Here is a 12,844-nt window from a genome sequence, read left to right as displayed (position 1 = left end):
TGACCAGACGCGAGGCTCGGCAGGCGTCCAACTCGTCTAAGTATCTCACAAGGCGGTAAGCCTGCCGATTGTAAACGCTATAACGGAAAATTCCATGGAAGGGTAAGTAGCTGCCGCCGCTATAAATAAACGCTATAGCGGCAGAATGGAGTTGTGTTGGCGGGCCTGCCTTCCTGAACCTACTCTCGTAGATCAACAGGCCAAGAGGAAGATGGCCTGGCTCAAGAAGCGAACCGCATCAACGCGGCAAATAAAACAGCGTGCGATGGCATAGGGCCAAGCTCGTGCGTTCCAGTAAAATGGAGTGGGAACATGACCAAAGTGATCAGCCGTAGAGCATTCTGTATCTCGACCGCAGTTCTAACACTTGCCGCCGCAATTCCGAACTTTGCTGGGACAGCCTATGCGGCGGGAGAGACGATCAAACTCGGTCTCGTGGCGCCGATGAGCGGGCCCAATGCGCGCTACGGCTCATTTTCGATGCGTGGCGCACAGCTCGCTGTGAAGGAGATCAACGATGCGGGTGGCGTCGATGGCCGAAAGATCGAGCTTGTCTCGGGAGACAGCCAAGGTACGCCTGTCGAGGGTGTTTCAGCAACCCGCCGCCTGATCGATAGCGACAAGGTCGATTACATTATCGGTGACGTCTCCAGTTCCGTCACCCTCGCCATGCAGCCCGTTGCAGAGGATGCCGGTATCCTTCTCCTCAATGCTGCTTCGTCAAATCCCAAGATCACCTATGGGGCCGGTGTGGGCGGCTACAAGTGGACCTTTCGTAACTACCCGACTGACGAAAACCGTGCCTTGATCGTCGCAAAGTATGCCGCCGAGCAGCGCGGCTTCACTAAGTTCTCCGTTCTTTCAGTTGACAGTGACTATGGCCGCTCCGCCATCGAGTTCACGAAAAAGTATCTGCCCCAATTCAAAGGCCAAATCCTGACAGAGGATTACTACAAAGAGGGTGAAGTCGATTTCCGCAGCGTTCTGGCAAAAATCCGCGATTCCGGTGCCCAAGCCATTATCCTTTACGGCTTGGCTGACACGACCCCAATCATCGCGCGGCAGATGACCGAAGTCGGACTTGCCGGCAAAGTGCCGCTGATTGGAAACGGCGAATTCAACGCTCCGTCGAACATCAAAGCCGCACCGCGTGCTATGGAAGGGGCCGTCGAAGCCGCGGCATGGCTTCCCGCATGGGACTCGCCCAAGAGCAAGACTTTCGTCGACAAGTTCACGGCAGCCAACAAGGAAGGGCCTAACAACCACGCCTACGTCCATTGGGAAACCGTTCATCTCCTGGCGCAGGCTATCAAGGAAGCCGGAAGCCCGGACCGCGAGAAGGTTCGTGAGGCCCTGTCGAAGATCAAGTATGACAGCGCTGTCGGCGAAGTCACGTTCGACAATCACAATCAGGCCCGACTGCCGATGATCCTGCTTCAGATCGAAGGCGGGAAGCCCAGCATCAAGGGCGCCTACACGGCTGACATTCAGTACCCTGCACCGTAAAAGCGTCAAGGGATGAGGCCATGTTCTCCACTTTTGCAGAACAGATCATCAACGGCATCGTAACAGGTTCCATCTATGCGATCGTTGCCGTCGGCATGACGATGATCTTCGGTGTTCTACGGGCCATTAACTTCGCTCACGGCGAATATTATATGCTTGGAACGTTTGGGGCATGGTTCGCCATCGACTATTTCGAGCTGTCCTACGAGGCGTCGATCATCGTCGGAGTTCTGGCCACGATCGTCATAGCCTACGTCATTGGTAGGCTCGTGATGCAGCGCATGGTTGGCGCCCCGGCGGAGGCCGGGGTGCTCGCCACTCTCGGCATTGCCCTCATCCTCCAGAACACCGTGATCCTCATTTTTGGCGGCGGTTACAAGTTCTTTTCCGGCGGATACATCGAGCCGGTTTCGGTTCTAGGCTTCACCCTCGCTCAGCAACGCATCCTGATCCTCGTCGTCTGTGCGCTCGTTTTCATCGGACTTGAACTGATGGTGACGTACAGCCGTATGGGAAAGTCTATGCGGGCTGTCTCGCAGAACATCGAATGCTGCGAGGTTGTCGGAATCGATGTGTCCCAGGTCGTTCTGCGAACCTTTGTTCTCGGCGCGGCCCTCGCGGCTCTATCCGGAGTGTTGACTGCGCCGGTCAACGTCAACGTCTATGGCGGAATGGGTGAACTCATCACGTTCAAGACCCTCCCGATCATCATCATGGGCGGGCTCGGGAATGTCCGGGGCACATTCTTTGCAGCCATGCTCCTGGGTATCGCTGAAAGTCTGGTTGCCACCTATATCGGCTTGCAATTTCGCGACACGGTCGGGTTCGCGACCCTGATCCTGACGCTGATGTGGCGCCCCTACGGCCTGTTCTCCACGGAAGCACGATTTTGACGGCATAGCCGAACTTCTCTCGAACCTGAGGACTCACTATGTCTCTCACCCAAACATCGCGCGAGACGTCACTCGCTGAACCGTCCCTCGAGGTCCGACGCCGCGATTTGCGGCTGCCGCTGGGGATCATCGTCGCCATCACGGCGCTGGCGGCTCCTTTCCTCATCGGCTCGTATGCGCTTCACGCCATTATCATCGCGTTGATCTTCCTGCTTCCGGCCCATGGGCTCAACCTCCTGGTCGGATATACCGGCCTCCTGTCGCTGGCTCAGGCCGCATTCTTCGGCATCGGAGCCTATACCGCCGGTCTTCTGGCCGTTCACTACGGGACGCCTTTCTACGTCAACCTCGTCGCTGCCGGCCTGACGGCAGGCTTGATTGCCCTCCCACTCGGGGTTCCGGCGCTGAGGCTTCGAGCAACTTCCTTCGTCATGTGTACGCTGGGCTTTGTCATCATCGGTCAGGCGATTGCCAAGAACTGGATCAGCGTCACGCGGGGCGACATGGGACTTTCCAGCATCCCAAAGCCCTATTTTGCCTTAGGGCCAGCCTCGTTCACAGTGTCCGGTACTACTGGGTTCTACTATCTCACTCTGGCTGTGGCCGTTCTTGCAACCCTTGCCGTCTGGGCGATCGTCCGCTCCCCGGCGGGGCGCAACATGATCGCCATCCGGGAGAACGAGACGCTGGCGGAGTCCGTCGGTGTGCCGACCTGGCGCTACAAGCTGATCGTTTTCATGATCAGCGCAGTCTTTGCCGGCATCGGTGGCAGCATTTACGCACATTATCTCACGGTTGTCAGTCCACTCACCTTTCAGATGTACTATTCGACCACGATGCTGATCATCGTTCTCGGTGGTGGAGCTGGAACGATCTCAGGGGTGGTGTTTGGCAGCCTTCTCTTCGTAGGCTTGTCGGAGGCGCTCCGTGTCGCCCCAGAGCTGCGGATGATCGCCTACGGGTTCTGCCTTCTCATCCTGGTCTTCTGGTTCAAGAAGGGCTTCGCCCCACTTATCAACCGCTTCTGGTCCTTTGTCGGAGGTGTGAAATGAGCACTTTGCCGATCCTCGAAATCTCGAACCTCACGAAGTCGTATGGTGCCGTGAAAGCCGTCAACGATGTGAGCATTCACATTCATCGCGGTGAGATCTGCGGGCTCATCGGACCGAACGGCTCCGGAAAATCGACCTTCTTTGATTGCAGTACCGGGCTCGGCAAGCCCGACTCGGGCAAGGTCGTTCTGGACGGGCAGGATATTACTGGCTGGTCCCTCAACCGCATCGCCCGCGAGGGCCGGATGCTGCGGTCGTTTCAGAAGACGGTTGTGTTCAAGGCGCTCGACGTGGAGGAGAACCTGATCATCGCTGGCCAGATGTTCACGTTTCCAAACCTGTTCTCGACCTTCAGCTTGGGACGAATGTCGCGTCAGCGCATCGCGGCACTGCGAGATAGGGCTCGCGAGCTCATCAGGATGGCTGGGCTGTGGGACGTCCGCCATATGCCGGCGGGCAACCTCTCCGGCGGGCAGCAGAAGCTGATCCAGTTCGCCTCCATGCTGATGCCGGAGCCTAAGATCATCCTGCTCGACGAACCCATGGCGGGCATCAATCCGAAGATCATCGAACGGGTCGTGGATACCATCAAGTATGCCAACAAATCACTTGGCGTGAGCTTCCTTGTGATCGAGCACAACATCGACGTCGTCACCAGTATCTGTGAACGGGTCGTCGTCCTCGATCAGGGTCGCAAGCTCGCCGAAGGCACGCCTCAGAACATCGTTCAAAATCAGCAGGTGCGGGAGGCCTACCTCGGTGGCTAATTCAAACCTTTCCATCAAGAACCTGCGGGCCGGCTATGGCTCCCTCGATATCCTGAACGGCGTTGATCTCAACATCCCGCAGGGTCAGTTCGTGGCTCTCATGGGGCCTAACGGCGCCGGGAAATCCACGCTCCTCAAGACGCTGTATGGCATGACCACGATCAAAGAGGGTAGCATCGACTGGCAGGGCAAGAACATTGCCGGATACAAGTCGCGGGCGATCCTTGGTGAGGGCATTTCCTTTGTGCCGCAGGGCCGGTGCAATTTTCCGGTCATGACGGTAGAGGAAAATCTCCAGATGGCGGCCTACACCCTGCGCGACAGCCAGGTCAAAGCCGACCGTGATTATGTCTACGATCTCTTCCCGATCCTGAAGACGCGGCGCACGACACTCGCCGGCAACATGTCCGGTGGTGAGCAGCAACTCCTGGAAGTGGCGATGGCCGTCCTCCAAAGGCCGAAGGTCCTGCTGGTCGACGAACCGTCTGTCGGTCTGTCGCCCGCCGCGATCGGCGTCGTCTTTAATGAACTCCTGCGGTTGCACGCGTCAGGTCTGACGATCCTGCTCGTTGAGCAGAATACCAAGAAGGCCATGGAAGTGGCCGAGCGGGCCGTCATCCTCCGTCTTGGCAAGGTAATCTGGGACGGTCAGCCGAAGGACATTACCCACGACGAACTCGGTGAGCTGTTCCTGACCGGTAAAATGCGCGGCGAAACGGAAGCCGTCCATTAAATCCTGTCGGACCGCCTCGGTGCCGCAAACCCGTATTGAGATAGAGAATACTTCCATGAGCAACTTCGTGCCCGCTTCCCGCGTGTCGCGCATCAAAGTTTCGCCCAGTACGGCGGCGTCGGCCCGTGCAAGAGAGCTGAAGGCTACCGGACGTGACATCGTCGATCTCACAGTAGGCGAGCCGGATTTTGATACGCCAGAGAACATCAAGGCGGCGGCTCATGCTGCAATTGATCGTGGTGAAACAAAGTATACGCCGGTCAACGGAACTCCGGCACTTCGTAAAGCCATCATCAGCGACTATCAACGCAGGCTAGGCCTTTCCTATCGTGAAAATGAAGTCTGTGTCGGCGGTGGCGCCAAGCAGATCCTCTTCCTTGCCCTCATGGCAAGCGTCGAGAATGACGCCGAAGTCATCATTCCGGCTCCCTATTGGGTCTCCTATCCCGACATGGTGATCGCCAACGAAGGCAAGCCGACTATTGTGGAGTGCCCACAAGACAAGGGATTCAAGCTTACGCCGGAAGCGCTTGAGGCTGCCATCACGCCGAAGACCCTGTGGCTTATCCTGAACACACCCTCAAACCCGACCGGCGCGGCCTACACCCGGGCTGAGCTCGAGGCCTTGGGCGAGGTCCTGCTGCGTCATCCTCACGTTTTCGTGCTGTCGGACGACATTTACGACCAAGTCTGGTTCGAGGATGAGCCGACGACGACCTTGGTTGCGGCGGTTCCCGCGTTGAAGGATCGCGTCGTGCTTACGAACGGTGTGTCGAAGTCCTACGCCATGACGGGGTGGCGGATCGGCTACGCCACCGGCCCTGAACCGCTCATTGCGGCGATCAACAAGCTGCAATCCCAGATGTCGTCCTGTCCATCCTCGGTGAGCCAGGCGGCCGCCGCATACGCACTCACCTCGGATCAGACATTTGTGACCGACAGCGTGAAGGTCTACAAGGATCGTCGCGATTATGCCTGCGCTCGTCTCAACGCGATTCCAGGCCTCTCCTGTTTGACGCCAGCCGGTGCCTTCTACCTGTTCCCGAACTGCGCTGGCGTGATCGGGCGAAAGACACCTGAGAGCAAGGTCATCGAGAATGATCTCGACTTCGTGCTCTACCTGCTGGACGGAGTTGGCGTTGCCGCACTGCAGGGCGCCGCTTACGGCCTCTCCCCATATTTCCGGCTGTCGATTGCAACGTCGATGGAAATGATCAAGGCTGGCTGCGACCGTATCGAGGTCGCCGTCGCGGCGCTCCAATAGCACTCCCGGCCGTGCGGGGAGGGGATTGCGCCCTTCCCACCCAATGCCCTAGTTTCGGCAAGAAAGAGGCCGGAACGATGAGCGTCGACTTCAGAAAACTGAAAAGCTTCGTCAAGATCGTTGACACGGGCAGCATGTCACGCGCGGCCAGCATCCTGCGTACGGCACAACCTGCGCTCTCGCAGCAGATCGCGTCGCTCGAAGCCCATTTCAACCACAAGCTTTTGATCCGCAGCAACGTCGGCATTGCTCCGACCGAGGCCGGCCTCATTCTTTACCGTCACGCCCAACTGATGCTCAAGCAAATTGAGCAGGCTCAGGTCGATATCAATCAGTCGGCAACATCAATTGCGGGACGCGTTTCCATCGGGCTTGCGACCTACTCGAGTTCCAGTGCCCTGTCTCTGCCGCTGCTGAAGGAGATGAAGGCTCAGCATCCGCGGATCGTCGTGCACATCAACGACAGCTTCGGGCACATCCTGAGCGAGTTGATCATGACCGGCAAGATGGACATGGCGCTCATCTATACGGCGGACCCGATGAAGGGCGTAACCCTTCAGCCGCTCTTTCGTGAGGAGATGTTTCTTGTCTCGCCTCCCGCTCTGGAGCTTCCCGGCGAGGCTGGCGAGCCTCTGCCCCTCTCGGACCTGAGCGGTGTCCCCCTTCTGCTGCCGAGTAAGTCCCATCTTCTCCGTCGCCTGATCGACGAGGCCCTGTCGCGGGCACGGGTCACGCCAGAGGTTACCTCGGAGATCGAATCCGTTCCGGCGCTCAGCGCCGCGGTATTGGAAGGCCTGGGATCCACGATTCTGCCAGCTTCGGTGGCGACCGAAACCGCAAGCTTCGCCGGAGCCCAAATCAGACCGCTCGTGCGGCCGGTCATTGAGGCCACCGTGTCCCTGTGTATGTCCGACCACCTTCCGCTCTCCGAGCCTGCTCTGGCAGCACGATCCGTCCTGCTTGCTACGGTCGAAAGGCTAATGCGTGATCACCATCAAGGCATACGTCCGGCCTAAGCGTCAGTTTGCGTGGACGCCATAAAGAAAGGCTATAGCGGCAGACCGTAGTTGTGTTGGCGACCGCAAAATCCTTCGCCTAACCTCATCAGCGACATGGAAATTTGGCTTGGCCAAATTCGCTGGAATGACGCCAAGCGTCGCCTGCTCGCTCGAGGGAAACATGGCAAAACTGGCTTTCGACACCGGAGGAACCTTTACGGATTTCGCCCTCCTGGACGACAACGGCGATCTTCATCTCCACAAGGTCCTGAGCACACCGAAGAACCCGGCTGAGGCCGTAGTCCAGGGCGTCACGGAACTGCTCGAGCAATTCGGGCAATCGATCTCCCTCGAAAACCTCCAGGTTCTGGGTGCGACCACGGTCGTCACAAACGCGGTTCTGGAACGCAAGGGGGTCGAAACCGGCTTCATCACGACGGACGGTTTCCGCGACATGCTGCGGATCCGGAACGAGGGCCGTTACGATCTCTATGATCTGAATATCAAGTATCCCGATCCGCTCGTTAGCCGAGCAAACAGCTTCGGCGTCGGCGAACGTATTGCCGCCAGCGGCGATGTCATCACGGAACTGAAGGAGGAGACGGTCCGCGAGATTGCCGGCAAGCTCAAGGAGAAGGGAATCCGTTCAGTCGCCGTCTGCCTGCTGCACGCTTACAAGTATCCGCAACACGAGCAGCGCGTTGCGGCTCTCCTGCGTGATGAGGACCCGGACATCTTCGTGTCGCTATCCTCGGAAGTCTGCCCGGAGGTCCGCGAGTTCGACCGCGCCTCGACCACGGTCGTCAATGCCTATACCCGTCCGCAGATGTCCGGCCATGTGGCCCATCTCCAGCGCGAGTTCGCCAAGAGGGGCATCGACCGGCAGGTTCTTTGGATGACGTCCTCGGGCGGACTGGTTCCAAGCCGCCGCGCTGCCGAGCTGCCGGTGCGTCTGATCGAGTCCGGTCCAGCCGCAGGGGCGGTTGCTGCCGCCGAATTCGGCCGGATCGCCGGCGAGGGAAGCGTGCTGTCCTTCGACATGGGCGGCACGACCGCCAAGCTTTGCCTGATCCCGCATGGCGAGCCTACGGTCGGCACTGAGCTGGAGGTGGCTCATTACCAGCGCTTCCGCAAGGGATCGGGCTTCCCGTTGAAGATCCAGTCCATCCAGATGATTGAGATCGGTGCCGGCGGCGGTTCCATCGCGGCCAAGAACCCGCTGGGTCTGCTCGATATCGGCCCACGGTCGGCCGGTGCCCTGCCGGGCCCAGCCGCCTATCAACGCGGTGGCACGGAGCCGACCGTGACCGATGCCGACATCCTGCTCGGCTATATGGGTGTGGAATCGTTCGTTGGTGGCTCATTCAAAGTCTCGAAAGACGCAGCTCGAACCGCAATAGAACAGCTTGCTAACGACCTCGGCGTCAGCGTCGAACGCTGTGCCTGGGGAATCCACGACCTCGTCAACGAATCCATGAGCAAGGCTGCGGCCATGCACGCGACGGATCTCGGCGTCGACCCGCGTTCGCTGCCCATGGTAGCGTTCGGCGGCGCCGGACCGGTCCATGCTTATGGCATCGCCCGCAAGCTTGGCATCAAGCGGATCATCTGCCCGACGGGCGCCGGGGTAACATCGGCCATCGGCCTCCTTATTGCGCCGGTCGCAGTCGATCTGTCGGCCAGCCATCCGATGAAGGTCGATGGCTGGGACATGGATGTCATGAACCAGATTCTCGACGAACTTGCGGCTCAAGGTTCCGAGGTGGTCAGCGCTGGAGGCGTCTCTAAGGACACGATCACAAACCGCTATACGGTCGACATGCGCCATATCGGCCAGGGTTATGAGATCACCGTCCAATTCCCGGACCGCAACCTGCCGAAGGATGAGTTCCTAAAGCAGTTACTCGATAACTTCTACAAGCTCTATCGCGAGCTGTTCGGACGCACCGTCGCTGCCCCGGTCGAAGTGATTACCTGGCGTTTGCGGGCAAGTGGTGAGAAGGATCAGGTCACCCGCCCGCACCTCACCGATATCGCCGAGGTCCTCAAGGGACATCGTGAGGTCTACTTCCATGAGCTCGGCTCTTCTGTGGCAACGCCGGTCTATGATCACTACCGCCTGCCGGTGGACAAGCCCATCCAAGGGCCGGCGGTCGTCGAGCAGCGCGAGTCGACCGCCGTGGTTGGGCCGAGCGGCACGGCACATGTCGACGCCAAAGGCAATCTGATCATCAACATCCTGTAAGGGGGCAGAACCATGTCGAAGTCTACGCCCGATTTCAACGACCCGATCAACCTTCAGGTCATGTGGAACCGCCTGATCTTCATCGCCGACCAGGCCGACAAGGCGCTCGGCAGGACTGCCTTCTCGCCGATCGTGCGTGAGAACCACGACTACGTGACAGTGCTGATGGACAGCCGCGGGCGAGCGCTCGCGCAATGCACCTGGTCGATCCCGGTCTTCATCAGCTCGCTTCCGGCCGCGGCACAGCAGTACTTCCTACCGAAGTTTCCGGCCGACAAGCTCGAAGAAGGTGACGTTCTCGCCACCAACGATCCCGAGATCGGTACCGGCCATCTTCCCGACGTGACGATGATCACGCCGATCTTCAAGAACGGCAAGGTGGTGGCCTATGCGGGATCGATCGCGCATCTTCCCGATATCGGCGGCCGTCCGCTCCATTCGGAGGCGAGCGACATCTTCGAGGAGGGCATTCGCTTTCCGATCGTCAAGCTCCACAAGGCCGGAGTTCCGAACCAGGACGTCCTCGACATCATTGCCGCCTCCGTGCGGATGCCGACGGAAGTGCTCGGCGACCTCGAGTCGATGGTCGCCGCGAACGGAGTCATGACGCGCGAACTCCTGAGGTTCCTTGAAGAATATAATTTGGATGACGTGGATGGTCTCGCCGATGCCATTCAGTCCCTCTCTGAGGCACAGACCCGTAAGGCCATCCGCGCCTGGCCGAATGGCACTTACAGCGCGGAGGTCCTGCTCGACGGCTATGGTACCGACGTGAAGCTGAAGGTCTCGGTGATCGTCAAGGACGATTCCATTCATGTCGACTATGCTGGCACGTCGGACCAGATTGCGGACTCATCCATCAACTGCCGCACGAACTATCGCTACGCGCATTCCGTCTATGCGTTGAAATGTCTTCTGGATCCCGACACCCCCAACAATGAAGGCTGCATCACACCCATCACCGACGAGGCACCAAAAGGGTCCATCCTCAACCCGGAATCATGGGCGGCCGGCAACTCGCGCAACGTGATCGGCCATGTCATCCCATCGCTCATCTTTAGAGCGCTTGAGGGCGTGGTGCCTGATAAGGTGATCGGCGACAGCGGTGGCGCGCCAATCTGGGCCACGAACTGCGTGGGTCAACACGATGATGGTACCCAGTACTCAGCCGTGCAGAATTATCACGGCGGCCAGGGAGGCCGGGCGGAATTCGACGGCCTTGATACGCTGAGCTTCCCCTCGAACTGCAAGGTCACAGCCATCGAGATGTTCGAGATGGCCGTGCCGGTCCTGACCGAGTGCAAGGAACTCGTGGCGGACTCGGGCGGCGTCGGCAAGTATCGCGGCGGCCTTGGACAACGGGCCATCCTGCGCAACCTCGGCAAGTCACCGATGCGCATCTATCTCGCGTCCGAACGCGTTCGCCACCCATGCTTCGGCGTCGTTGACGGTGAGTCCGGCACGCCCGGCAAGGTCCTGAAGAACGGTGAGGTTCACTCCCCGAAGGGCAAGGCCGTTCTCGCGACGGGTGACCGTCTTCAGGTCGAAACGCCGGGCGGTGGGGGATGGGGCAGGGCGGCTGATCGCCCCGTCGAGCTGATTGAACAGGATCTTGCCGAAGGCCTGATCACTCCCGAGGCAGCCAAGAAGCGTTATGGCTATGGTGGGTCAGCCGCCTTGGCTGCGGAGTAGGAGATTTCAATGGGACTTCTTGACGGCAAGGTTGCTCTCGTTACCGGGGCAGGGACCGGGATTGGTCGTGAAGCTGCAATCCTATTGGCGAGGGACGGCGCTCACGTGGTCCTAGCAGGTCGCCGACTCCAGCCCCTTCAGGAGGTGGCCGCGCTCATCGAGGCAGAAGGCGGAACGGCGGTTGCCCGTTCCCTCGACATCGAGTCCCGTGACGATATTTTCGAGACGGTCGCGTGGGTCCGCAACACCGTCGGTCCGATCGACATTCTCGTGAACAATGCCGGAAGCGCGAGTAAAGTCCTGAACGCCCGCTTTCTGAGCGAAGAGGAGTGGAATTCGACCGTCACTGTCAACCTGACGGCCGTTTTCAATCTGACTCAGGCCGTCCTACCCGACATGATTGCGAAACAGGATGGCACCATCATAACGGTATCGTCCCTCGCGGCCCTGAACCCGAACCTGTTGGGTGGTGCAGCCTACGGCGCCGCCAAGGCAGGCGTGAAGAACTTCATGACATTCCTGCACAACACCTATCGCAATCAGGGTATCCGGGCGACGACGATCCTGCCGGGCGAGACTGATACGCCGATCATGAACAACCGCGCACGACCGCCGCTCGAAAGTGAACGCGCGAAGATGCTCGACCCACACGATGTCGCACGCACCATAGCGCTGTGCGCAAGCCTACAGAAGGGGGCCGTGATCCCCGAGCTTCATATCTGCCCAACCTACATGCGTGATACGTCTGCGGATATCGAGACCGCCCGCTGGGTAGGCGCTCCCGCGGAGACACCTGATATGCCGAAAAAAGAAAAGACGGGAGAAGCCTTATGAATGGTGCGAAACTGCGCGCGCGACTGCAGGCCGGTGACAGCATCACGATGTTCAATCCGCACCATGTTTCGCCGGGCCTTTCCGTACGACTGGTGGAGCTTGGTGCCGACAGCATCTTCGTCGATTGTGAGCACGGGACGTGGAGCTTCGAAGATGTTCGGATCACCGGTCAAGTCGTTCGCGGGGCCGGTGGCGCGACCATCGTGCGACCGCACTCGCATGAACGTCCTATCCTGATCCGCTACCTCAATGCCGGCGCCGATGGCATCATGGTGCCCATGGTCGATACGGGGGGCCAGGCCCGCGCGGTCGTGGATGCCGTGCGCTACGCTCTGCCGTCGGATCACGATAAGCGACTTGTGGTCAGCATGGTTGAAACTCTTGAGGCTATCGAGAATCTCGACGAGACGCTCACCGTCGACGGAATCGATGTGTTCTTCATCGGCCCCGGTGATTTATCGCAGAACATGGGATATCCGCCCGCGCCGCCATTCGGCGAACCGCGTCCGAAGGAGGTCATGGAGAGAGTCGCTTATGCGGTCCACAAGATCCGTGACGCGGGAAAGATCGCTGGGACGCTGGTGACTGCCGACGAGATGCCTCACTGGTTGGAGAAGGGCGTGCAGTACTTCTATGTCCACTCCGATCCATTCCTGCGGATAGGTATGAACGGCATCAAGTCGATACTCAGGCGCTGATTGAAAGCAGAGAAAATATCATGAGCTTTCCACTGTTCTCTCTTTCCGGTCGGCGTGCGGTTGTGACGGGCTCGTCGCAGGGCATCGGCTTTGCGCTGGCCAAGGGCCTGGCGGAGCATGGGGCGGCGGTGGTTCTCAACGGCCGCGACCCGGGCAAGATCG

General features: G+C 59.4%; 12 protein-coding genes. All 12 read left to right on the top strand.

Going from position 1 to position 12,844, the window contains the following annotated elements:
- The first annotated feature begins 312 nt into the window (after positions 1 to 312).
- Positions 313 to 1,506, top strand: coding sequence for an ABC transporter substrate-binding protein (locus ACS5Q1_RS30710; protein ID WP_473101762.1), 1,194 nt, complete (start codon positions 313 to 315; stop codon positions 1,504 to 1,506).
- 20 nt (positions 1,507 to 1,526) lie between these two features.
- Positions 1,527 to 2,399 carry a branched-chain amino acid ABC transporter permease gene (locus ACS5Q1_RS30705; protein ID WP_473101761.1) on the top strand — a complete coding sequence of 291 codons (873 nt, stop codon included), beginning with the start codon at positions 1,527 to 1,529 and terminating at the stop codon, positions 2,397 to 2,399.
- 38 nt (positions 2,400 to 2,437) lie between these two features.
- Positions 2,438 to 3,451 carry a branched-chain amino acid ABC transporter permease gene (locus ACS5Q1_RS30700; RefSeq protein WP_473101760.1) on the top strand — a complete coding sequence of 338 codons (1,014 nt, stop codon included), beginning with the start codon at positions 2,438 to 2,440 and terminating at the stop codon, positions 3,449 to 3,451.
- Positions 3,448 to 4,218 (top strand): ABC transporter ATP-binding protein, encoded by a 771-nt coding sequence (locus ACS5Q1_RS30695; protein ID WP_473101759.1) that lies wholly within the window; start codon positions 3,448 to 3,450, stop codon positions 4,216 to 4,218. The genes ACS5Q1_RS30700 and ACS5Q1_RS30695 overlap by 4 nt, the downstream gene beginning before the upstream one ends.
- Entirely contained in the window at positions 4,211 to 4,951 is a 741-nt protein-coding gene (locus tag ACS5Q1_RS30690) for a branched-chain amino acid ABC transporter ATP-binding protein (RefSeq protein WP_473101758.1), read from the top strand. Before ACS5Q1_RS30695 ends, ACS5Q1_RS30690 begins: the two co-directional genes overlap by 8 nt.
- A 55-nt stretch (positions 4,952 to 5,006) precedes the next feature.
- A complete protein-coding gene (locus tag ACS5Q1_RS30685) occupies positions 5,007 to 6,215 on the top strand; it encodes an aspartate transaminase (protein WP_473101757.1) in 1,209 nt (402 codons plus the stop codon).
- A 77-nt stretch (positions 6,216 to 6,292) separates the two neighbouring features.
- A complete protein-coding gene (gene nac, locus ACS5Q1_RS30680; RefSeq protein WP_473101756.1) occupies positions 6,293 to 7,231 on the top strand; it encodes a nitrogen assimilation transcriptional regulator NAC in 939 nt (312 codons plus the stop codon).
- A gap of 163 nt (positions 7,232 to 7,394) precedes the next feature.
- Entirely contained in the window at positions 7,395 to 9,458 is a 2,064-nt protein-coding gene (locus tag ACS5Q1_RS30675) for a hydantoinase/oxoprolinase family protein (RefSeq protein WP_473101755.1), read from the top strand.
- A 12-nt stretch (positions 9,459 to 9,470) separates the two neighbouring features.
- Entirely contained in the window at positions 9,471 to 11,150 is a 1,680-nt protein-coding gene (locus ACS5Q1_RS30670; protein WP_473101754.1) for a hydantoinase B/oxoprolinase family protein, read from the top strand.
- Positions 11,151 to 11,159: 9 nt separating this feature from the next.
- Positions 11,160 to 11,984, top strand: a complete 825-nt coding sequence (locus tag ACS5Q1_RS30665) for an SDR family oxidoreductase (protein WP_473101753.1) — start codon at positions 11,160 to 11,162, stop codon at positions 11,982 to 11,984.
- Entirely contained in the window at positions 11,981 to 12,682 is a 702-nt protein-coding gene (locus ACS5Q1_RS30660) for an HpcH/HpaI aldolase family protein (protein WP_473101752.1), read from the top strand. Before ACS5Q1_RS30665 ends, ACS5Q1_RS30660 begins: the two co-directional genes overlap by 4 nt.
- Before the next feature lie 20 nt (positions 12,683 to 12,702).
- On the top strand, positions 12,703 to 12,844 hold a 142-nt coding region (locus tag ACS5Q1_RS30655; protein ID WP_473101775.1), incomplete at its 3' end, for an SDR family NAD(P)-dependent oxidoreductase.

The sequence above is a fragment of the Microvirga sp. GN3 genome (genome assembly GCF_055792825.1).
Note: the sequence above shows the minus strand (reverse complement) of the source record. Positions and strands in the feature narration are given on the sequence as shown.

Bases quoted from the DNA above. Each gene is read 5' to 3' on its own strand.
- ACS5Q1_RS30670 (WP_473101754.1), top strand. From the start codon at position 9,471: ATGTCGAAGTCTACGCCCGATTTCAACGACCCGATCAACCTTCAGGTC.
- ACS5Q1_RS30685 (WP_473101757.1), top strand. From the start codon at position 5,007: ATGAGCAACTTCGTGCCCGCTTCCCGCGTGTCGCGCATCAAAGTTTCG.
- ACS5Q1_RS30665 (WP_473101753.1), top strand. From the start codon at position 11,160: ATGGGACTTCTTGACGGCAAGGTTGCTCTCGTTACCGGGGCAGGGACC.
- ACS5Q1_RS30705 (WP_473101761.1), top strand. From the start codon at position 1,527: ATGTTCTCCACTTTTGCAGAACAGATCATCAACGGCATCGTAACAGGT.
- ACS5Q1_RS30660 (WP_473101752.1), top strand. From the start codon at position 11,981: ATGAATGGTGCGAAACTGCGCGCGCGACTGCAGGCCGGTGACAGCATC.
- ACS5Q1_RS30710 (WP_473101762.1), top strand. From the start codon at position 313: ATGACCAAAGTGATCAGCCGTAGAGCATTCTGTATCTCGACCGCAGTT.
- ACS5Q1_RS30700 (WP_473101760.1), top strand. From the start codon at position 2,438: ATGTCTCTCACCCAAACATCGCGCGAGACGTCACTCGCTGAACCGTCC.
- ACS5Q1_RS30695 (WP_473101759.1), top strand. From the start codon at position 3,448: ATGAGCACTTTGCCGATCCTCGAAATCTCGAACCTCACGAAGTCGTAT.
- ACS5Q1_RS30675 (WP_473101755.1), top strand. From the start codon at position 7,395: ATGGCAAAACTGGCTTTCGACACCGGAGGAACCTTTACGGATTTCGCC.
- nac (WP_473101756.1), top strand. From the start codon at position 6,293: ATGAGCGTCGACTTCAGAAAACTGAAAAGCTTCGTCAAGATCGTTGAC.